Source organism: Mycobacterium sp. E136, from assembly GCF_001666865.1.
GTDB lineage: Bacteria > Actinomycetota > Actinomycetes > Mycobacteriales > Mycobacteriaceae > Mycobacterium.
Genome location: NZ_LZJE01000387.1, coordinates 1 through 21,297, shown reverse-complemented (window position 1 = coordinate 21,297; position 21,297 = coordinate 1). Strand labels below are relative to the sequence as shown.

Annotated in this window: 22 protein-coding genes and 1 pseudogene; 9 read left to right on the top strand and 14 right to left on the bottom strand. The window is 66.7% G+C overall.

What is annotated here, in order from left to right:
* Both A5698_RS29785 and A5698_RS26410 read left to right on the top strand, forming a co-directional pair.
* Positions 1-240, top strand: a 240-nt coding sequence (locus A5698_RS29785) for a transposase (protein WP_156670907.1), incomplete at its 5' end; no start/stop codon positions are given.
* 574 nt (positions 241-814) lie between these two features.
* Positions 815-1,216 carry a hypothetical protein gene (locus A5698_RS26410; protein WP_067081074.1) on the top strand — a complete coding sequence of 134 codons (402 nt, stop codon included), beginning with the start codon at positions 815-817 and terminating at the stop codon, positions 1,214-1,216.
* Positions 1,217-1,234: 18 nt separating this feature from the next.
* Here A5698_RS26410 and A5698_RS26405 read toward each other — a convergent pair whose 3' ends face one another.
* From A5698_RS26405 to A5698_RS26390, 4 genes are all read right to left on the bottom strand, one after another.
* Complete coding sequence (locus A5698_RS26405) at positions 1,235-2,056, bottom strand: acyl-CoA thioesterase domain-containing protein (RefSeq protein WP_067081071.1); 822 nt, start codon at positions 2,054-2,056, stop codon at positions 1,235-1,237.
* A gap of 37 nt (positions 2,057-2,093) precedes the next feature.
* Complete coding sequence (locus A5698_RS26400) at positions 2,094-2,795, bottom strand: SDR family NAD(P)-dependent oxidoreductase (RefSeq protein WP_068303175.1); 702 nt, start codon at positions 2,793-2,795, stop codon at positions 2,094-2,096.
* A gap of 38 nt (positions 2,796-2,833) precedes the next feature.
* Positions 2,834-3,409 (bottom strand): TetR/AcrR family transcriptional regulator, encoded by a 576-nt coding sequence (locus A5698_RS26395; RefSeq protein ID WP_068303170.1) that lies wholly within the window; start codon positions 3,407-3,409, stop codon positions 2,834-2,836.
* 85 nt (positions 3,410-3,494) lie between these two features.
* Positions 3,495-4,109, bottom strand: a complete 615-nt coding sequence (locus A5698_RS26390; RefSeq protein ID WP_068303184.1) for a class I SAM-dependent methyltransferase — start codon at positions 4,107-4,109, stop codon at positions 3,495-3,497.
* Between the two features lie 100 nt (positions 4,110-4,209).
* On the opposite strand from A5698_RS26390, the gene A5698_RS26385 reads away from it, so the two are divergent.
* Positions 4,210-5,088, top strand: coding sequence for an alpha/beta fold hydrolase (locus A5698_RS26385; protein ID WP_068303165.1), 879 nt, complete (start codon positions 4,210-4,212; stop codon positions 5,086-5,088).
* Positions 5,089-5,179: 91 nt separating this feature from the next.
* Entirely contained in the window at positions 5,180-6,652 is a 1,473-nt protein-coding gene (locus A5698_RS26380) for an MFS transporter (RefSeq protein WP_068303163.1), read from the top strand.
* A 10-nt stretch (positions 6,653-6,662) separates the two neighbouring features.
* Here A5698_RS26380 and A5698_RS26375 read toward each other — a convergent pair whose 3' ends face one another.
* Positions 6,663-7,091, bottom strand: coding sequence for a type II toxin-antitoxin system Rv0910 family toxin (locus tag A5698_RS26375; RefSeq protein WP_067081053.1), 429 nt, complete (start codon positions 7,089-7,091; stop codon positions 6,663-6,665).
* 287 nt (positions 7,092-7,378) lie between these two features.
* Here A5698_RS26375 and A5698_RS26370 point away from each other — a divergent pair, with 287 nt between their 5' ends.
* From A5698_RS26370 to A5698_RS26355, 4 genes are all read left to right on the top strand, one after another.
* Positions 7,379-8,575: an ABC transporter ATP-binding protein gene (locus A5698_RS26370; RefSeq protein ID WP_197500521.1), complete on the top strand. Its 1,197-nt coding sequence runs from the start codon at positions 7,379-7,381 to the stop codon at positions 8,573-8,575.
* A gap of 88 nt (positions 8,576-8,663) precedes the next feature.
* Positions 8,664-9,842 carry a polyamine ABC transporter substrate-binding protein gene (locus A5698_RS26365; protein WP_067081050.1) on the top strand — a complete coding sequence of 393 codons (1,179 nt, stop codon included), beginning with the start codon at positions 8,664-8,666 and terminating at the stop codon, positions 9,840-9,842.
* A gap of 3 nt (positions 9,843-9,845) precedes the next feature.
* A complete protein-coding gene (locus tag A5698_RS26360; RefSeq protein ID WP_067081047.1) occupies positions 9,846-10,721 on the top strand; it encodes an ABC transporter permease in 876 nt (291 codons plus the stop codon).
* Positions 10,718-11,563: an ABC transporter permease gene (locus A5698_RS26355; protein WP_067081044.1), complete on the top strand. Its 846-nt coding sequence runs from the start codon at positions 10,718-10,720 to the stop codon at positions 11,561-11,563. The genes A5698_RS26360 and A5698_RS26355 overlap by 4 nt, the downstream gene beginning before the upstream one ends.
* Here the strand turns inward: A5698_RS26355 and A5698_RS26350 are convergent, their stop codons facing one another.
* Positions 11,564-12,430 carry an EamA family transporter gene (locus A5698_RS26350; RefSeq protein ID WP_068303160.1) on the bottom strand — a complete coding sequence of 289 codons (867 nt, stop codon included), beginning with the start codon at positions 12,428-12,430 and terminating at the stop codon, positions 11,564-11,566. It lies immediately after the preceding gene.
* Positions 12,431-12,487: 57 nt separating this feature from the next.
* The gene (locus tag A5698_RS26345; RefSeq protein ID WP_067081037.1) at positions 12,488-12,910 is read right to left on the bottom strand and encodes a hypothetical protein; all 423 of its coding nucleotides are present in this window, start codon (positions 12,908-12,910) and stop codon (positions 12,488-12,490) included.
* A gap of 181 nt (positions 12,911-13,091) precedes the next feature.
* Between A5698_RS26345 and A5698_RS26340 the strand changes: the two genes are divergently transcribed.
* Positions 13,092-13,604, top strand: coding sequence for an Rv2253/PknI dimerization domain-containing protein (locus A5698_RS26340; RefSeq protein WP_067081245.1), 513 nt, complete (start codon positions 13,092-13,094; stop codon positions 13,602-13,604).
* Positions 13,605-13,609: 5 nt separating this feature from the next.
* On the opposite strand, the gene A5698_RS26335 is transcribed toward A5698_RS26340, so the two are convergent.
* From A5698_RS26335 to A5698_RS28800, 7 genes and pseudogenes are all read right to left on the bottom strand, one after another.
* A complete protein-coding gene (locus A5698_RS26335; protein ID WP_068303158.1) occupies positions 13,610-15,157 on the bottom strand; it encodes an MCE family protein in 1,548 nt (515 codons plus the stop codon).
* Complete coding sequence (locus tag A5698_RS26330) at positions 15,157-16,404, bottom strand: MCE family protein (RefSeq protein WP_068303154.1); 1,248 nt, start codon at positions 16,402-16,404, stop codon at positions 15,157-15,159. The genes A5698_RS26335 and A5698_RS26330 overlap by 1 nt, the downstream gene beginning before the upstream one ends.
* Entirely contained in the window at positions 16,401-17,849 is a 1,449-nt protein-coding gene (locus A5698_RS26325) for an MCE family protein (protein WP_068303151.1), read from the bottom strand. Before A5698_RS26325 ends, A5698_RS26330 begins: the two co-directional genes overlap by 4 nt.
* Positions 17,846-18,928, bottom strand: a complete 1,083-nt coding sequence (locus A5698_RS26320) for an MCE family protein (RefSeq protein ID WP_068303178.1) — start codon at positions 18,926-18,928, stop codon at positions 17,846-17,848. The genes A5698_RS26325 and A5698_RS26320 overlap by 4 nt, the downstream gene beginning before the upstream one ends.
* Positions 18,928-19,950 (bottom strand): MCE family protein, encoded by a 1,023-nt coding sequence (locus A5698_RS26315; protein WP_068303148.1) that lies wholly within the window; start codon positions 19,948-19,950, stop codon positions 18,928-18,930. The genes A5698_RS26320 and A5698_RS26315 overlap by 1 nt, the downstream gene beginning before the upstream one ends.
* Complete coding sequence (locus A5698_RS26310) at positions 19,947-21,167, bottom strand: MCE family protein (RefSeq protein WP_084792638.1); 1,221 nt, start codon at positions 21,165-21,167, stop codon at positions 19,947-19,949. The genes A5698_RS26315 and A5698_RS26310 overlap by 4 nt, the downstream gene beginning before the upstream one ends.
* Positions 21,168-21,174: 7 nt before the next feature.
* A pseudogene (locus A5698_RS28800) lies at positions 21,175-21,297 on the bottom strand (ABC transporter permease); the annotation flags it as partial.

Genomic DNA, 21,297 nt, shown 5'->3' with positions numbered 1-21,297 from the left:
CCAGCGCCGGATCTGTCACCGCTAGATGCCATGCGCCACAAGATGCGTCAACCCGAGAACGCGAAAGCCTATAAACGCCGCTCAGCCACCGTCGAACCAGTCATCGGACATCTCAAAGACCAAATCGGCTTACGCCGCTTCGCCCGCCGAGGACTCCAAGCCGTCACCGCCGAACTGCACCTGGCCGCCGCCGTACTCAACCTCACCCGCCTGCACCACAAAGCCCTCGCCCTGGGGTGAACACCCCGATACCCCGACACAGCACTCACCACTCACCAGACCCACCGGTCACCACTCACAAAGCGCAACAGCCACGTGGTGCGTGCGATCAACCCATCAACGATACGGCCGCCGACACATCCGGTCGATGCGCGACATCCGCGCGTGCGGCCAACGTTGACCGCGCGCCGGCGGCCGACACGCCACCGACGCCGCCGCGTCGACGGCACCCCTGTCGGGTGTCTCCGGCCTCCCCGTCGACCGCTCACATTTCGTCACAGTGACGTTTTGATGCCTTGTCCGCTGCCCTCGAAAAATCCTCACCCAGAGTGGGTTTCGAGCCGCGGCGCTGAATCCGGTGGCGAAGCCGACCGAGCGAGACACCGCCGCGGACACATCGACATCGCGCACTTCTTCATTGGGCGGCAGTCGCTGAAAGCGACCTCAATCCGGACGGGGCGGACCGCGCCCACCACTCCCCACCTCCCCGCCGGGCCTCCACCTTTCGTCACGTGACGTTTTACGGCCTGTCCACCACGCGAATGGTTCGCGGTAAATACCGGACAACCCGGTCGCCGTGCGGGATCGTTGTCACATGAGCCCCAAGGTTCCCTCTCCGAAAGAGATCAGAGAAGCCGCGCAGGCCGCTGCCGAGACCGCCCAGGCGGCCGCCACCGAAGCGATGCGCATCCCACCGGCGTCCGTGAAGATGATGGCCCAAGTGCCCGACCTGATCGAGAACTTGGCTGCTGCGACCGAGCGCCTCAACGCGGCCATCGACCGCGCCGAACGCTATCTTGCACTGGCCGATCCGATGATCCGCACGATGGATGCCATCCTGCCGCAACTCGAGGCGCTGATTGCCACCGGCAACGACGTCTACAACGCGGTAGGACGAATCCCAGGTGTCGCGACCGTTGGCCGCTTCGCGTCGCGGACCTCCAATCAGCAGTCAGACAAGAAACCCCCCGGCGGGCGGACCCGCAGGAAGCCCTGACACCGAATCGTCAGGTGATCATTCGTAGTTGACCTCACCGCGCGGGAACGGTCGACCCCGAAAGTCAATCTGCGCCGATGGGTTCGCCACCGCGGTCACCATCCCGGACCCGAACGCGCCCTGCCGGTCGAACAGCGTCGCTGTACCGACGGAGATGCCGTCGGCGACCCAATGCGAGTCACCCTGTACGAGGATCCAGTCGTCCAACGGTAAGCGCGACAACGCCACCGTCAGGTCGCCGTTGATGTATCCGATTCCGTCGGTGCCCAGATTGGTCACCAGGCTGGTCGACTCGCCGATCGTCACCGCCCTGACGAACGGCGTGACCGGTTCGCCCGGAACGATGTTCGCGCACGCATGAAAGAACCGTTTGCGAGACGTGTTCTGATGAGCCTCCGGCGAACGCGTCCACCCGCCGTCGTCGCTGCCGATGAACGGCACCAAATCCTCGTCCGGCGTGGGAAACTCCGGCAGGTTCACCGGCGCGATCCACTCCTCGCCGGGAGGCGCGGACGATCGCCGATATTGCACCAGCGTCGCACGCGCGACTGCCCGACCTTCCTGCAGCACTTCGCATTCCGCATTATGCACCCGGCGGCCATCCCGAATCACCCGCACCTCGACGGTGGTCGGCAGGTTCCGCGCCGCCCGGAACAGGTCCACCGTGATGCGCGTCGGCATGAACTCGGGCGAACCGCAGTCCTTCTCGAGCGCCTGCGCCGCCAGCCCGACGATGGCCGGCCCGTTGAGGTGATCATCGCCCCAGTGGCTCTGGGCGAATCTTGACGGCATGTACGCGCCGTCAGCCGTCGGCGTGAAATACGCGGCATCAGTGCTCATCTGCGGATCCTCGCACAGGGCTTCCGGCCCACCTCAGCTAGGTGTTGCGACCGCCGTTGACGCCGATGATCTGGCCCGTGATGTAACCGGCCTCTTCCGAAACGAGGAACGCACACGTCGCCGCGATGTCCTCGGGTTTACCCATGCGGCGCACGGGGGTCGCATCGATCGTCGCCTGGATGTCGCCGAGATACCCGCGCTTCTCGGCCGCTCGCAACATCGGCGTGTCGATGAAACCCGGCGGCACGGCGTTCACCGTGATGCCGGCCGGCCCGTACTCGAGAGCCAACGTTTTCGTCAGTCCGTTCACCGCGGATTTCGCCGCCACATAGTGCGCCATGTAGGGCGCGCCGGAATGCGTACTCGACGACGAGATGTTCACGATCCGACCCCAGCCGGCCTCCACCATGTCGGGCAGCACCGCCTGGACGCAGTGGAACACCCCGTTGAGGTTGACGTCGATGACGCGTTGCCACTTCTCGAACGTGATGTCACCGAACCGCGAGAACCCGTCCAGCCCTGCGGCATTGACTAGAATCGACACCGGCCCCAACTGGCCCCGGACGCCCGAGAGCGCGGCATCAACCTGCCCGCGATCGGTGACGTCGGCGGTGAACGCGAACTCGTCGTCGTTGGGCGCCAGGTCGATGATGGCGACGTGGTAGCCGTCGGCGCGCAGACGGTCCACGATTGCACGTCCGATTCCCGAGCCGCCACCGGTGACGACAGCTGTCTTCATTCGCTTGTCCTTTCGTAAATGCCTGTCGTAGAGGCTGTTTAGGTCGGCCGACGCGGCGCACGCAGCCCCAAGGTCCGTCTGCCCGCATCTTTGAGATTTTCCGCAAGCGCGCGATCGTCGAATTTCACCCACGCCGGTCCCACCGCACCGGCCATGCCCGCGAAGACCATGGCCGCGCGGATCTCACCCGCGGGTCCCGCCTCGACGTCGGCCAGCAACCGCAGTTGCCGCGTGATCAGATCGCGCCAGTCGCCGTCCTGCTGCAGAGCAGTGGCGACGCTGGGGTCCACCGCCAGCACGGCGACCAGCCCGCGGTTGCGCACCGCAAGATCGACGTAACCGCTGAGCATGCGTTCGGCCCTGGCGCGGGGCGTGCGCTGCGCCTCGGCGGCGTCGACGATGACGCGCAACTGCGCGAACATCGGCTCCAGCACCGCGCGCAGCAACTGCTCGCGGGTCCGGAAGTGGTGATAGATCGCGGCTTTCGTGAAGCCGAGCTCGTCAGCGATCATCTGCAGCGACGTACCGGCATAGCTGTGCCGGGTGAACAGATCGACGGCGACGTCGATGAGACGCTGCCGAGTGCCGCTCGGCTCGACGTCGACCACCGCCATCCTGGCTCCTTTACGATCGGCAAGGAGCTTACTAGCCGATCGTAAAGTTGCGTCACGTGGCCTCAGCGCCCCAGAACCCAGGAATCTACGGACGCACCGCCTGGACCGCCCACACCTCACGCCGTCCCGCCTTGTGGCCGCCGACCGTCACGTCAGTGAAACCCGCCGAGCGGCACAGCGATGCGAACGACTCCGCCTGCCGGCGCGTCCAGCCGTGACTGGCCAGCCCCGTCGCATCGGGTGTCGTCTGACGTTCCATGGCGAGCAGGCGACCGCCCGAGGCGAGCACTCGGTACGCCGACGCGATTCCCTCGTCGACGTTCTGCCAGTGGTGCACCGTCGCCAGCGACCACAGCACCGTCGCCGAACCGTCCGGCAGCGGCACCTGCTCGGCCGTCCCGGTCGCCCAGTTGACTTTCCCGCTCCGGGTGAACCTGCGTGCAAGCCGCAGCATCACCGGCGCCGGATCGACCCCCGTCGCCGCCGCGCCGCGCCGCGCCGCTTCGCGGACCGCTCCGCCGGGCCCGCACCCGATGTCGACGACCGTGTCCTCGCCCGTCACCCCTGCCAGATCCGCCGCCAAGCGCGCGCTCGCGCGGCCCATCAGCAGCAGGACCAGCCCGACGCACATGCCCATCGCGCCCGAAAAGCCGGGATGGTCCGCGTGATGGTTGACCGGCAACTCGTTCGGTGATCCCATGCATACGAGCTTGCCGCGCCGCATCGGCTCACAGTCAAGTACCAAATAGCGGCCGGCGTTTGTGGGTAGTCCGGGAGGACCATCCGGGAGGGACCCACTCATGACCGAGTTGAAGTACCTGGAACTGCACGGCGACCGCGTGGCCTACCGAGACGTCGGCGGTGGTCAGGACGTGCTCCTGCTGATCCACGGGATGGCGGGCAGCTCCGAGACCTGGCGGGCCGTCGTCCCGCAGCTCTCGCGGCGGTACCGGGTGATCGCTCCCGACCTGTTGGGCCACGGCCAGTCGGACAAGCCGCGCGGCGACTACTCGCTGGGCGCATTCGCGGTGTGGCTGCGCGACCTCCTCGACGAGTTGGGAGTGTCTCGCGCCACGATCGTCGGCCAGTCGCTCGGCGGCGGTGTCGCCATGCAGTTCGTGTACCAACATCCCGACTACTGCCAACGCCTCGTCCTGATCAGCAGCGGCGGCCTCGGGCCCGACGTCGGGCTGACACTTCGACTCTTGTCGGCACCTGGAGCCGAGTTCCTCCTGCCCGCCATCGCGCCGCCACCCGTTCTCAAGGTCGGCAACACACTACGCGGCTGGTTCCGGTCGGCCGGCATCCAGTCACCCCGCGGGGCCGAAATGTGGAGTGCCTATTCGTCATTGGCGGACCGCCAAACCCGCCAGGCGTTCCTGCGCACGCTGCGGTCGGTCGTCGACTATCGCGGCCAGGCGGTCAGCGCGTTGAACCGCCTGCACGTGACCACCGAGCTGCCGGTCATGGCGATCTGGGGCGACGAGGACCGCATCATCCCCGTCGCCCACGCGTACGCGGCACTCGAGGCGCGGCCGGAATGCCGGCTCGAAGTGCTCGAGGGCGTCGGGCACTTCGCCCATGTCGAGCGACCATCCGACGTCGTGGACCTGATCGACGACTTCATCAACACGACCGGTCGACCGGCCGAGCAACCGGTCACCCATCCCGATCCCTAGCGGCTCGACGGTTCGCACCACCTGATGCGGTCAGCGACAGGAGGACGGACATAATCGACGAAACGGAGGTTGTCTAAGGATCGGAGTGGCTGTGGTCGAGACCAGCGCGTCGCAGTCGCCCGTGATCGGTCGCGAGCGCTCCCCCGGCCTGCTCATCGCCGGGTTGTCCGTCGTCGTCCTCACCGTCGCCGTCCTGCAGACCGCCGTCGTTCCGGTGCTCGGCATCATCGCCGACCAACTCCACGCCTCGATCGTCGGCGTGAGTTGGGCGGTCACCGCCAACCTGCTCGCCGCGGTCGCGGCCACGCCGCTGCTCGGCCGCCTCGCCGACCTCCACAGCAAGCACCGGGTGCTGCTCGGCGTGCTCGTCGTCGTGCTGGCCGGATCGTTGATAGCGGCCCTCACGTCGTCGCTGCAATTGCTGATCATCGCCCGCGTGCTCCAGGCCGCCTCCTACGCGCTCTACCCGATCAGCATCGCGATCCTGCGCGAGGAACTGTCCGAGGAGCGCCTGATGTCGGCGATGGCCGTGCTGTCCGGGACGCTGGGTTTCGGCGGCGGGACCGGACTCGTCGTGGTGGGGCTGTTGATGAACGGGGACGCCGGCTATCACCGCGTCTTCTGGCTGACGACGGCGTTCACCGTCGGCGTGATCGCCATCGTGCTGTTCGTGGTGCCTCGGCGACCGCACGACATCGCCGGATCGATCGACTGGCTCGGCGCGACCGGGTTGGCGGTGGGGTTGTCGGCCCTCCTGCTCGCGATCACGCAAGGCCAGACGTGGGGATGGGTATCGCCCGCGACCCTCGGCTGCATCCTCGGCGGTGTGGCGGTGCTGGCCGGCTGGTGGTGGTGGGAGCGCCACACCCGTCGCCCGCTGGTGTCGACGGCAATGCTCACCCGCCGACCGATCCTGCTCACCAACATCGCGACCATCTTCGTCGGCATGGGCCTGTACTTCGCGTTCCTCGGGTTGACGCTCTTCGTCCAAATCCCGCGTGAGGCAGCCGGTTACGGCTTCGGTGCGACGGTGCTGGAAGCGAGCGTGGTGTATCTGCTGCCGGGTGCGTTCACGGGCTTTGTCGTCGCGCTGATCAGCGGGCGGTTCATCGACCGGTTCGGCGCCCGGCCGGTGCTCGTGGTCGCGGCACTCGCCGGCATCGCCGGATTCCTGTTCATCGCGTTGGTGCACTCGTACACCTGGCAGATCATCGTCGCGAGCATCCTCGCCAACGCCTACATCAGCCTCGGTTACGGCGCCCTGCCGGCGCTCGTCGTCAGCGAGGTCGACGCCGGCGAGACGGGCGTGGCCACGAGCATGAACGCGATCGCGCGCACGATCGGCAGTTCGATCGCGGCAGCCGTGGTCGCCATGCTGCTCAGCCGGTCGGTGCCGGGAGCGGGGGTGCCGATGGAGAGCAGCTTCCTCGCGATCTTCCTCGGCGGCGCGATCACCTCGACGCTCGCGCTGGTGTTGATCGCCGTGTCGCGTCCATCGTCGCGGTCAGCGGATTCCGCGGAGGCACGCTACGAAACGCGTGCCATGAACCACGAGTGGGGCTGAGAACGCTCGGTCAGCGCAGCGAGGCGAGGTTGGACACCGACTTGCGCACGTCGGATTCAATCACCTTGGCCACCAGGTTGCCGACCCGCGTGTTCAGCAGCCCGCCGGACAGATCGGCGACCACCTGAAACGTCGACCCCGGTTGGTCGTCGCGGACGCAGAGCGTCAACCCGATGCGGATACCCGGCCTGCCCCTGCCGACCATCTCCACCACCTTCGGCTCGTCGTAGCGCTTGACCTGCCAGTGGATGGTGTTGCGGAATCCCTTGACCTTGATCAGCGACGACACGCAGGTGCCGACCTCGATGTTGTCGGGCACCTCGCTGCGCCACCCGCCGAAGATCGTCAGCCACTCGTCGAACCGGCTCAGGTCCGAAGCCAACTCCCACGCCTTGTGGGGGCTGAGATCCGACGAAACCGACACGTCCACTGATGCCATGCCTAGACCCTTACCCGGCGAAGCCGGGCAGGTAAACGGCGGTTCTGCCGAAACGGCGCAGTTCCGGCTGGAAAACTGACCGCAGAAACCGGTTCAGCGTCGGCGCCGGGTGCGGTAGCCGGCCAAATATCCGACTGCTCGGACACAGCGAATTTGGTGCCCGGGATCACACCAGACAAAGGATTCCATTGTGGATATGTAAATTCCGTGCGGAATCGCTTGCGAAGGACCGCTTGATCCGCGATTGTTTACCCACAGCTGGGGGGCAGCCTGTAGGAGGATCCGCACTGACCGGCTCACACACCACCGCCGTCGACCAATCTTCGGGGCACAACGAGGCGACCCGCCCGAGTGGGGCCCCGGTCATCGAGATCGACCACGTCACGAAACGCTTCGGTGACTATGTCGCGGTCGCCGAGGCGGACTTCTCGATCGCCTCGGGTGAATTCTTCTCGATGCTGGGTCCGTCCGGCTGCGGTAAGACCACGACTCTGCGCATGATCGCGGGGTTCGAAAGCCCGACCGCCGGCGCGATCCGGCTCGAGGGCGTCGACGTTTCGAAGGTCCCGCCGCACAAACGCAACGTCAATACGGTGTTCCAGCACTACGCCCTGTTTCCGCACATGTCGGTGTGGGACAACGTGGCCTACGGACCGCGCAGCAAGAAGCTGGCCAAGGGTGAGATCCGCAAGCGGGTCGACGAACTCCTCGAGATCGTCCGGTTGACCGACTTCGCCGACCGTCGCCCCGGCCAATTGTCCGGAGGGCAGCAACAACGCGTCGCGCTGGCCCGCGCACTGGTGAACTACCCCAGCGCGCTGCTGCTCGACGAACCGCTCGGCGCCCTCGACCTCAAGTTGCGCCAGGTGATGCAGTTCGAGCTCAAGCGCATCCAGCGCGAGGTGGGGATCACGTTCATCTACGTGACCCACGACCAGGAGGAAGCGCTGACGATGAGTGACCGCATCGCGGTCATGAACGCCGGCAACGTCGACCAGATCGGTACACCCACCGAGATCTACGACCGGCCCGCCACCGTGTTCGTCGCGAGCTTCATCGGGCAGGCCAACCTGTGGGCGGGTCGCCAGACCGGCCGGGCCAACCGCGATTACGTGGAGATCGAAGTGCTGGGCTCGACGCTCAAGGCGCGTCCGGGCGAGACCACGATCGAACCCGGCGGCCACGCGACGCTGATGGTGCGCCCGGAACGGATCCGGGTGTGCATGGACGCCCCCACCGGCGACTTCGCCGGTGTGCCTGCGACGGTGACCGACCTGACCTTCCAGGGTCCGGTGGTGCGGCTGTCGCTGGCCGCGCCGGACGATTCGACGATCGTCGCCCACATCGGTCCCGAGGAGGATCTGCCGATGCTGCGCCCCGGCGACGACGTTCATGTCTGCTGGACGCCGGACGCCTCGCTCGTGCTGCCGGCCGCCGACATCCCGACTGCCGAGGATCTCGAGGAGATGCTCGACGATTCCTGATCGTCATGTGGCGCACCGACACCGCCGCGAGCGGCGCCCTCGAAAGCTGTCGGCCCCTCCCCTCCCTCCGACGAAAGGCACAGTCGCCATGCCCTACGAGATGGACCCCCGCCTCGCCCGCTTCGCCACCAACCGCACGTCGCGCCGCCGCTTCATCGGCGGCGGCGCCGCCGCGGCCGCCGCAATGGTTCTCGGCCCGTCGTTCCTCGCGGCCTGCGCTTCGGACAGCGGCACATCCGGGACCACCACGGCCGAAGGTGGACCCGCGAGCGGCACCCTGCGGATCTCGAACTGGCCGCTGTACATGGCCGACGGGTTCATCGCCGCGTTCCAGCAGGCGTCGGGAATCACCGTCGACTACAAGGAAGACTTCAACGACAACGAGGAATGGTTCGCCAAGGTCAAGGAACCGTTGTCGCGCAAGCAGGACATCGGCACCGACCTCGTGGTGCCCACCGCGTTCATGGCGTCCCAGATCCGATCGCTCAACTGGGTCAACGACTTCAGCGAGAATGGCATCCCGAACAAGAAGAACCTGCGCCCCGATCTGCTCGACGCGCAGATGGACCCGGGCCGCAAGTGGAGCGCCCCGTACATGACCGGCATGGTCGGCCTCGCGTTCAACCGCGCGGCCACCGGTCGCGACATCACCAAGATCGACGACCTGTGGGATCCGGCGTTCAAGGGTCGCGTCAGCTTGCTCTCCGACTTCCAGGACGGCTTGGGCATGATCATGCAGTCGCAGGGCGGCGACCCGGCGTCGCCCAACACCGAAACGGTGCGGAAGGCGGTCGATCTGGTCCGCGAACAGAACGACAAGGGACAGATCCGCCGATTCACCGGGAACGACTACGCCGACGACCTGGCGGCAGGCAATGTCGTGATCGCGCAGGCCTATTCGGGCGATGTCGTGCAGCTGCAGGCCGACAATCCAGACCTTCAGTTCGTCGTACCGGAGTCCGGTGGCACCGACTTCCTCGACACCATGGTGATCCCGTACACGACGCAGAACCAGAAGGCCGCCGAGGCGTGGATCGATTACGTCTACGACCGGGCCAACTACGCCAAGCTCATCGCGTTCACGCAATTCGTGCCGGTGCTCTCGGACATGACCGCCGAGCTCGACCAGATCGACCCCAACCTCGCCAAGAACGAGCTGATCAATCCTCCGCAGTCCACCCTCGACCGCGTCAAGGCGTGGGCTCCGCTCAAGGACGAGCAGAAGCAGGAGTACGCCTCGATGTACGCCGAAATCACCGGCGGTTGATGAATGGCAGGCGTCGCCAGTAGCGGCCGGCAACGCAGCAGGATCGCCCCGTATCTGATGATCCTGCCCGCGATGGTGTACCTCGCGGTGTTCTTCGTCGTTCCGTTCGTCTCCCTGGCGCGGATGTCACTGTCGACGACCAGCGGGTCGATTTTCCTTCCCACTCTGACGTTTTCGTGGGACTTCGCGAACTACGGTGAGGCGTTCAGCAAGTATCACGAACAGATACTGCGGTCGTTCGGCTACGCCACCACAGCGACGGTGCTGTGCATCCTTCTGTCGTTCCCGTTGGCGTACGTCATCGCTTTCAAGGCAGGCCGGTTCAAGAACCTGCTCCTGGGCCTGGTGATCCTGCCGTTCTTCGTGACGTTCCTGATCCGCACCATCGCGTGGAAAACCATTCTCGCCGACAACGGTTGGGTGGTCGACGCGCTGGACGCCATCGGGCTGCTGCCCGCCGACGGACGGTTGCTGTCGACCAGCTGGGCCGTCATCGGCGGGCTCACCTACAACTGGATCATCTTCATGATCCTGCCGCTGTACGTCAGCCTGGAGAAGATCGACCCGCGGTTGATCGAAGCCAGCAAGGACCTCTACTCGTCGAACACCCGCAGCTTCACCAAAGTCATCCTGCCGCTGTCACTTCCGGGCCTGCTGGCCGGCAGCCTGCTGGTCTTCATCCCGGCTGCGGGCGACTTCATCAACGCCGAATACCTTGGCAGCACGCAGACAACGATGATCGGCAACGTGATCCAGCAGCAGTTCCTGGTCGTCAAGGACTATCCCGCCGCGGCGGCGCTGAGCATGGTGCTGATGGGCATCATCCTGGTCGGCGTCCTGCTCTACACGCGGGCTTTGGGCACGGAGGAACTCGTATGACCGTGCAGGCGATGGAAGCCGCGACGAACCCGGCCCCGGCGAGTCGGGTGAAGGGCTCGCCGAAGTGGGGCGACTGGCTGCTGCGGATCGTCGCGGGCCTGGTGCTGCTGTATCTGTTCCTGCCCATCTTCGTGATCGTGCTGTTCTCGTTCAACGATCCGAAGGGCAAGTTCAACTACAGCTGGCAGGGCTTCACCCTGGAAAACTGGGCCGATCCGTTCAAGTACCCGGCGCTGACCGAGGCCCTGAAGCTGAGCATCAACGTCGCGGCGGTCTCCACTGCCATCGCGTTGGTGCTGGGCACGCTGGTGGCCATAGCCCTTGTGCGCCAACGGTGGCGGGGACAGCGCGCGGTCGACACGTTCCTCGTTCTGCCGCTGACGGCGCCCGAGGTGGTCATGGGCGCCGCGCTGCTGGTGTTGTTCCTCGACCTGGGCTGGGCCACCGGCTATACGACGATCGTGTTGGCGCACATCGCGTTCGAGGTCAGCTTCATCGCGATGACCGTGCGCGCCCGGGTGCGCGGTTTCGACTGGACGCTCGAGGATGCGTCGATGGATCTGGGCGCCAGCCCCACTCGCACGTTCTTCCGGGTGACGCTTCCGTTGATCGTTCCGGGGATCGTCGCGGCGGGCATGCTGTCGTTCGCGTTGTCGCTCGACGACTTCATCATCACCTACTTCGTCAGCGGTTCGACGGTGACGTATCCGCTGTATGTCAACGCCGCGGTCAAAGCCGCGGTGCCGCCGCAGATCAACGTCCTCGCGACGGCGATCCTGGTGATCAGCCTCATCCTGCTGGCCCTCGGAACGCTCTACCGGCGCAAGCGGATCGACGTCTAGCTACACACCGACCTCGGCCGGCACCGCGGGCTGGCGCGCGCCGCTGCGGGCGGCACCGATCCCGGCGGCCACGACGAAGCACATGCCGAGCACGCCGAGCGCCGCGGGCACCTGACGCAGGATGACGAGGCCGACGCCCATCGCGAAGCCCGGTTCGAGCGCCATCAGCGTGCCGAACGCCGCGGTGGTGAGCCGTCGCAACGCCAGCAACTCCAACGCGAACGGCACGACGGGCAACAGGATCGCCAGGCCGATCCCGATCAGCAGGATGTCGACCGAGAGCCGCGGCAACACGAGGTGCCCGACGGCCAGCGTGGCCACGATGCCCGCAACCGGCATCGACACGGCGAGCCCGTTCATGCCCGACACCTCGTCCCCCACCCGCTGGGTCAGCAGGATGTAGCCGGCCCAGCAGACCGCGGAGGCCAGCGCGAACAGCACGCCGACACCGTCGACGTGCCCCGCCCACGGCTGAGTGAGCAGGATGACCCCAACGGCGGCGAAGCCGGGCCAGAGCACGCGACCGCGCCCCGTACCGTGCACCACCGCCACACCCAACGGGCCGAGGAATTCGATCGCGCTGGCGGTGCCCAGCGGGATGCGGGCCAGTGCGGCCATGAAGAGCAGGGTGATGCCCGCGGTCACCACTCCGAGCACCACACACATCCGAAAGCTCGCCCAGGTGAAGGCTTTTGGGCGCGGCCGGACGATCAGGAGCATGAGCACACCCGCCCAGGCCAGGCGCAGCCACGCCGCTCCTTCGGCGCCGATGCGGTCGATCAGCGCGACGGCGATCGCCGCGCCGGTCTGCACACACAGCATCGACGCGACCGCCATCAGAGCGCCGGTGCGTGCGTGGCCCGTCATTAGTGCATTGAACGGGATGCCGACCGGATCCGTCCACGGGATTTCCGTGGCTGCAAGCTAAAGGCGAGCGAGGCTGAACGGGTAGGTGAAGGTCCCGCCCGGCGCACCGTCGCAGCCGGTCGCGAACGACGATTCGAGGGTGCCCGACCGAGTCGCCGCATCCCACGAATAGACATCCCGGGTCGGGATCACCGGACCGTAGTAGACGTTGCCGCACCGCAGTCCGTCCGGAACGTCGACGGTCAGCGTGTACCGGCCATCGACGAGGTGTGCATCACCGCGGTAGGCAAACGCTTTCGCGATGGGCTGCGGGGTCGCCTGGATGTGCACGCAGTCGCCGGGGCAGCGCGAGATGGCCCACAGCCACGTGTGGAAGTCGTAGCGCCCGTCGATCACGAGATGGAAGTTGCCGTAGACGGTCTCGGCGCGGGCTGGCCCCGGGGCGAACAACGCCGCGACGGCCAGCGTCACACCGATCAATGCGGAGGCGACGGAACGGCGTCGGACAGGCACAGTGTCCTTGATACGTCATGTCGACGACGACCGACGGCGGTGGTGCCGCTCAGCGGGATCACCTGTTCCACTGAGCGGACGCGGATCGTCCTGCGCGCCGGAACCGGCCTAGGTTGATCATTCGTCACGATCGGTGAAGGAGACGGCGATGCGGATGACCGGTGTCGCGGTGGGTGTCGTCGCTGCCGCCGTGACGGGCATCGGCTTGACCGGTGCAGCCCAGGCCACCGACAACGAGTGGGGCCTCAACGGCCGCTACACCGCCACCTCGAACGGCGAATACGCCAAGACCAACGACAGGTTCCGCGACGAGGCCAGCCTGCGCAGCACCTGGACCATCACCACGACGTGCAGCTATCCGACCGAGTGCACCGGCACGGTCGTCAGCGACTTCGGTTGGACCGCCCCGATCTACAAGACGGGTGGCGTCTGGTACGTCAAGCACACGGTGGAGGACTGGATTCCGTGTCCCGATGGCACGGCGGCCCCCGGTCTTCAGGTGTTCCGGTTCGTCCCCGTCAATGAGGACGGCAGCCTGACCGACCCCGCATCGACGACGCTGGCGGGCGAAGACCAGACCACCGGCCCCAGCGGCGCGTGCGGCGTCAGCAAGCCGGTCTTCATCAACATGCCGTTCAAGCTCGTCAAGAACGACGCCTGACCCGCTTACCCATTCGGGACGAGTAGGTCCTGCCACGACTTCGGGCCCGCCGGCGCCGCCAGGTCGGCTTGCCGGAACACCTGTCCGTCCGGCGTCGCGTACTGACCCGTCTGCGGATCGTAGGGGGCGAAGGCGACGGACGGGCCACCCGAGCTCGAGGAACTCGGGGCCGTGGCGGGAGCTGCACCGCCGGGCGGCGGCGGTGGCGGTGACGGTGACGCAGCTTCGCCTGGTTGGGCGGGCGGCATCGGCGTGCCTTGCACCGGACCGTAGATCCGCTCTTCGAAGTCGACGCGGTCGTCGGGTGCGAAGCCCTGGGCGATCAGGTTCGGATCGATCGGGTACGCGCCCAGCGGATGCTGGCGCATCGCCAGCGGCTCGAACGGCTTGTCGCTCTGGCACATTTCGGCGGTCGGCGCGCGCTTGCCCGGATGCGCCAGGCACGGATAGTTGCGCGCCCCGCGCACCCCGATGGGCGAATCCTGCGGCAGTTTGCAGTACAGGCCGTCGGGCGTGTCGACGATCGTCTCGTCCTCGGGTGAGCGCCACTGGTTCGGCGGTAGGAACCCGACCGTGCACGCGGGCGGGTCGCTGATCACCAGCGTGAAATCGCCCATCGCCATGCCGGTGGGGTTGTTGCGCGCAACGCCGACGGTCTGCGTGGCCGCCACATACGGCGGAAACAGCACCAGAAGTTGTTCCAGCGCGGCGTGATACGTCACGCCGACCTCGCCGACCGACGTCAGGTTGGCCAACAGCACGGGGAGGGTCGCCTTGACGTCGTTGAACAACCGCGAGGCCTCGTCGGCCGCGCCGGGACCGACCTCGAGAATCGTGCGCATCTGCGCGTCATCGGCCTGGAGTTGACCGGTGATGCCCGCCACGCTGCGCGCCCAGCTGCGGATGGCGTCGGCCGATTGCGCCTGGCCGTCCAGCAGCGGACGGCTGTCGTCGATCAACGCCCGTGTCTTGTCGGCGATCGCGTTGCCGTCACCGACGATCTTCGCCGACGAGTCGATCAGTGAGCCGAAGTCGTATCCGGCCCCGTCGAATGCCTTGAACGACTCGTCGAGCAGACCGCTGATCTTGTCCTTCGGAATGCTGTCGATCAGGGCGCTGACCTGATCGAGCATCGGGCCGACGGCTTGCGGTACCGAGGTCTTCTCCCGGGGGATCACCGAGCCGTCCTGCAGGAACGGTCCGTGCGTGTCGTCGGGCACCAGGTCGACGTACTGTTCCCCGACGGCAGACACGCTGCGCACGGCGGCGCGGGTGTCGGCCGGAACCTTCGGTGAGGTGTTCAGCGACAGCGTCGCGACGGCCCCCTCGCGGGTGGCGCGCACGTCGAGGACCTTGCCCATCTGGACACCGCGATAGGTCACGTTCGAGAACCGGTAAAGGCCACCGGTGCCGGGCAGTTCGAGCTGCACCGTGATGCGGCCGATGCCCAGCAGCGTCGGCACCTGCATGTAACCGAACACCATCAACGCGATGCCGATCACCGAGGCGATGGTGAAGATGATGAGCTGATTGCGGACGAAGCGCGTCAACATCAGTTGCCGCCTCCCCCGGCAACAGCCGCGCCGTCCGCCGCGGGGCCGGATCCATGGTCGACGACGACCGCGGCCGAATCATCTGAGCCGTCGGCGCTTTCGACGAGCGGTGGTGGCTCGGCGACCTCGGTTGGCGCCGGTGTGATCGGCGCGTTCAACGGGTCCAGGGTGTAGGTCAGGTACCAGGGATCGCCCGGCGCGGGCACCATCGGCGCGCCCTCCTGCCCCCAGCGGGTGCCGAGGAACAACCCCCGCTTGAGCCGCGGAATGGTGAAGTCGAAGATGATGAACTGGTTCATGTAGTCGCCGCGGATCGCACGGTCGATGAAGCTCTGCGTGTAGGGGAACGTCGGCGCGTAGGCCAGGACGGTGCCCAGGTTCGGGCCGACGTCGGCGAGCGCGCGCAACGTCGGTTCGAGGTTGGCGAGGTTGCGCACGATGTCGTCTTTCGTGTCGTTGATCAGTCCGGTGGCCGTGTCGCTGAATCGTCCCAGGCGCTCGAGCGCCTCGGTGATGCGCGGCCGTTCCTTGATCAGCACATCGAGAGCGGGCGGAATGCGTTGCAGCCCAGCCGTGATGACGTCCCGTTCGGCGGCGAACGTGCTCGACATCCGGTCCATCGCGGCGATGGAGGCGTTGATGTCATCGCGTTGGGTGTCGAGCATCCCGATGAAATCGTTCAGGCGGACCAGCAGGTCCCTGATCTGGTCCTCGCGTCCGTTCAGTGCGGCGTTGAACTCACGGACGATGTCACCCATCTGCCCGAGGCCGCCGCCGTTGACCACGACCGACAGCGACGACAGCGTCTGTTCGGTGGACGGGTACGTCGATGACCTGTCGAGTCCGATGGTCGACCCGGCTTCCAGCGCGCCGCTGGGTGCCTGCCCCAGGGGCGGGTCGAGCGCCAGGTGCATCGAGCCGAGCAGGCTGGTCTGTCCCACGGTCGCCACCGCGTTCGCGGGTATCACGACGTCGGGCCGCACCGACACCTCGATGTCGGCGTGCCAGTTCGTCACCTTCATCCTGCCGATGCTGCCGACGACCACGTCACCGAGGAGGACCGGTGAATTGGGTTCCAGCGAACCAACATTCGCGACCTGGACGTGATACACGGCGGCGCCCTCACCCCGGCCCACCGTGCCCGGCAGCGGCAGCGAGTTCACGCCTTCGAACGTGCACCCGGTCACCGCGAGGGCGACGCAGCACGCCATGACTACGAGGCGGCGGATCGAGCGGGCACTCATCATGACGGCCCCATCGGGGTCGCGGGCGGTGCCGGCGCCTCGGCAGGCAGCAACATGTCCTCGAGCGTCGTCGGCTGCGAGACCGTCGTCGGCGGGCCCGGCGGGATCGGCGCGCCCGGATACAGGGCGGGTTGGGGTGCGGCCGGCAGCCCGTTCGGGGCGTAGGCGCCGGGCGGACCGGGCGCGGTGGCCCACCCCGCGGGCGGCGGCACATCACCGGCGCCGGTGTACGCCGACACCGCCGGTGGGGCCTCAGGAGGTTGCGGAGCCCCGCCGGCTCCCCCGGGTGCCAGCGCAGGATCCGAATAGATCAGGTTGCCCGGGCTCGGCGACTTCTGCAGGTAGGCGTTGAACGGCATCGGCAGATAGTTGAAGTTGAGCAATCGCAGTGCCGGACCGAGGTATTCGGCGCACGCCTTCGACGCCTCGGGCGCCGTGGCATTCTTCACCGCGGCGATCGACGAGCACACCAGCTGCACCGGGTTGGCGAAGTTCGCCAATGCGAAGCCGCCGATCATGGTGCCGGTGTCGGGGTTGTAGATGTTGTATCCGTTGCCGATGGCGTTGGGCGCGACGTGGAGCACGTTCTCGAGGGTCAGCCGATTGTCGGCGAGGTTCTGTGTGACGGCGCCCAGGCGCTGGATCTGTTCGGCGGTCTGATCCCTGCTGCCCGCGATGAACCGCTGCACCTCGCCGACGGCTTCGGCGAGATACGTGAGTGCGGCGTCGAGATCGGACCTGCTCGAATCGATCACACTGCTCACCGTGGCGAGGCGGTCCTGGAACTGCACGATCTGGGCGTTGCTGTCGCGCAGTGCGTTGACGAAGGTCTGGAGGTTGACGATGACGTCGACGATGTCGCCGCTCCCGTCGGCGAGGATTCGGCCGACCTGCGCCAGCTGCGTGATGGTCTCGCGGAGTTTGTCGCCGTTGCCGTTCATGGCGTTGGCCGCGCTGTCGATGAAGCGGCTGACCGATGTCGTCGAGATGTCGCCGCTGGGGCCGAGTTCCGTCGCCAGCCGCGTCAGTTGCTCCTTGACCTCGTCCCACTCGACAGGCACCGCGGTCCGGTCGACGCCGATGACGGCGTTGTCGGGAAGTGTCGGGCCGCTGGTCTCGTAGGCGGGGGCGAGCTGGACGTAACGGGCGGACACCAGGTTCTGCGCGACGATGACCGCCTTGGCGTCGGCGGGGATCGGCACGTCCCGGTCGACAGACAGCCGCATGCGGGCCAGCGCTCCGTCGGGCTCGATCGCTTTGATAGTGCCGACCCGAACTCCCGCGACGCGCACCTCGTCGCCGGGGTAGATCGCGGTGGCGGAGGTGAAGTACGCGGTGATGGTTTTGGGGCCGAAGAATGCCTGGGGGATGACCATCGCGGTTCCTCCGACGAGCAGGCCCACCAGGACCACCATCAGCACGGTCGACAGCGTTTTGCGGCCGATCATCGCGACCCTCCCGGAATACCGTTGTACGGGAAGGGAAATTCGGCGCGGGGCCCCGCGTTGTCCGGCGGCTGTCCGGCGTTCACGCCGCGGCGATAGCCCAGCGCATAGTCGAGGAACGGTTGCAGCGACTGCGCAGGAAGCAGGTTGCCGACGAACGCGTTGTAGTAGAACCCGTTGTTGACCGCCTCGCCCTGAGTGACTTGATATTTCGCCAGCCCGGACAGCGCCTTGGCGATGTTGTCGCGGTTACGCTCGAGCATCTCGTAGACCGCGTTGAGCTTCTGCAGCGTCGGCGCCAGTTCCTGCTCGTTGTCGTGCACCAGGCCGGTCAACTGCCGGGCGACCACCGAGGTGTTGGCGAGCAGGCTGACGATGGCGTGCCGGCGGGACTCGAGAACACCCATCAGGTCGTTGGCGTTGAGGATCAGGGTGTTCAGCTGCTCGCTGCGCTCGGACAGCACACCGGTGACGTCGGCGGCACTCTTGAGCAGTCGGCCCAGCGACTCGTCGCGTCCGTTCAGTGAGCGCGACAGCCGGCTCAGCCCGTCGAAGGTCGGTCCGAGTTGGGGCGCGATCCGGTCGATCGTGTCCGACAGCGTGTCGAGGGCCTGATTGATCGATGCGGTGTCGGTGTCGGCCGTGTTCGCGGTGAATTCGCTGACCGCCTCGGTCAGTGAGTACGGCGACGAGGTCCTCGACACCGGGATGACGTACAGCGGCTTCACCCGGTCATCACCCGCCGGTTCCAGGGCCAGCGTGCGCTCCCCCAGCAGGGTGCCGGTGCGGATGTGCGCCGTGGTCTGCGATCCGAGGCGGACCTTTCCGTCGACGGTGAACGTCACGAGGGCCTTGCCCTTGTCCAGGGACACCTCGGACACCGAGCCGACCGTCATACCGGAGACCTTCACGTCGTTGCCCGGCGCCAGACCGCCGGCCTCGGTGAACAGTGCCTGATACCTGACGGCGGTCGCCCATGACCACAGCCGCTCGGGTTGCAGCCCCACAGCGATGATCAGGACGATGAGAACAACGCCGATGAATCCGGCTCGAATCAGCTCTGGGGCACGATATTTCAGCATCAGGGCTCCCCGCATCTTCCGTTGTTCTGCAGGATCCATGGGAAGTGCGCGGTGCGCCCCTGAAGGTCGGTGACCCTGACCGATATTCCGCACAGGTATTGGTTCAGAAAGCTGCCGTACGCGCCGAGACGCACGAGCTTCTTGTAGTTCTGCGGCGCCTTCTGCAGGGAGATGTCGAGAAGCGGTATGTCCTTCTCGAGCAGCGGAGCGACGCGGTTGAGCTGGTCGACGCTGCCGGCAAGTGGTGGCCGCGCCTGGGTCATCAGGTCCGCGAGCGAGGCGGTCCCGCTGTCCAGTGCGGTGATCGCCTCCCCGATCGGGTCACGGTCGGCGGCCAGGCCCGTGATCAATTTCTCGAGGCGGTCCACCGCGCCAGAGAACTTGTTCCCGTCCTTGGCGATGGTGGCCAGCACGGCGTTGAGGTTGTCGATCAGGTTCCGAACCGTCTCGCCGTTGTCGGCGATCGAGTTGGTGAAGGACGCGGTCTTGGCGAACAGCGATTCGAGGTTCCCGCCCTGCCCCTGCAGGACCTGGATCAAGGAGCGGGTCAACGCGTTGACGTCGTCGGGGTTCAGGCCGCGGATCACGGGCTTCAGCCCACCGAGAAGGAGGTCGAGGTCCAGGGCCGGCTCGGTGCGGTCGGCGGGGATTCGTGAGCCGGGTCCGGCGACCCTCGTCGAGCCGGGTCCGTCGAGGAGTTCGAGGTAGCGATCCCCGACGAGGTTGAGGTAACGCACCGCGGCTTTGGTCCCGGTGGTGAGCACGATGTCGGAGGCGGCGTCGAAGGTGACTACGACGGTGTTGTCCGGTTGCAGGGAGACGTCGTGGACGGTGCCGACGCGGATACCCGAAACCCGCACCGAATCCCCGGGTTTGAGGTCGGAGACGTCGGTGAACACGGCGGAGTAGTCGTGTGCGGACCCGGTGCGGTACTGGCCGAAGATGGCGAACAGCGCGGCGGTCAACAGCAGCATCACCGCGCCGAAAGCGCCCAGTTTGATCGCAGTTTTGGCGCCGCTCATCCCGGTTGTCCGATCTGCGAGGAGTTGCGGGGCGGACCGTCGATCGGGCCGAACAGCGCCTGCTTGAGCGCATCGGAGTTCAGCAGGATGCCCTGGTTGCCGTACTGCGCACGGCTCGCGTCGATATCGCTGACGACGTAAGGTGCCCGGGTTTCGTATCCGACGTCGGGCAGTCCCGCGCACTGGGGCCCGCCCTTGGCCGCGACCTTGGGCAGGTTCTGCGGATAGCGGTAGCGTTCGGAGCCCAACACGAACGAGTCGAGCAGCAGCACCCCGGGGACCGGCGCGGGTGCGGCGGTGGCCAGCGGGGCCATACCTGCCAGAAGGCAATTCAGCGCCGGATGGTACTGGTTGGTCAGGTCGGTCGTCGGCACCAGAAGGTGGAAGACGTCGGTGATCGCCTTGCGGTTGCCGGCGAGCACTTCGTCGCCGATGTCGGCCAACCCGATCGTGCTGAGCAGCAGGGTGTCGAGGTCCTGCTGCTTGTCGACGATCGTGCCGCTGATACTGGTGGCGTTGTCGACGATGTTCAGCAGGTCCGGGCTGGCGTCGGCATAGGCCTCGAGAACCTGTGGCATGACCGCGATGTCGTGACTCAGATTATCCAGGCTGGGATCGATCGTCGCGAGCATTGCATCCAGATCGGACATCGTCTGCCCGAACTTCTCGCCGCGTCCGCTCAGACCCGAGGCCAGCGCCCCGAGCGTCTCGTTGAGTTTGGCGGGTTCGATGCGGTTCAAGACCGACACGAGTTGTTCGAAGACGGTGTTGATCTCGACGGTGACGTGGTCGGCGTCGAGCACCTGGCCGGCGCGCAGCACCTCCGGTGACGGGTTCGCAGGCGGAACCAGCGCAACAGATTTCGCGCCGAACACCGTCGACGACGCGATGTCGACGCGCACGTTGGCGGGGATCAGCTCCATCGCGGAGGGGTCCATTGCGAGGTGGATCGCGGCACGGCCGTCGGGCAGGGGTTCGACCGAGGCGACAGTGCCCACTTGGGCCCCGTGCAGCTTGACCCTGGCGTCGGGGTTCATCACCAGACCGGCGCGGTCGGTGATCACGGTGACCGGTTCGGTCTTCGTGAAATCGCCCCGGAAGAGCGCGACGGCGATGGCGACGATCGCGACGATCGCCAGGACGGCGACGAATCCCGCTGCCGGTCTTGCGTATTCACGCGGCTCCGCGGGGGCGGGCGTCTGCTGGTTCGTCGTCAACGTGCCACTACCCGGACAGGTTGAAGTTGCCGTTGGAACCGTAGATGGACAGCGAGACCAGCAAGGTGACCGATACGACGACCACCAGCGAGGTACGCACCGCGTTGCCCACAGCAACCCCCACACCCGA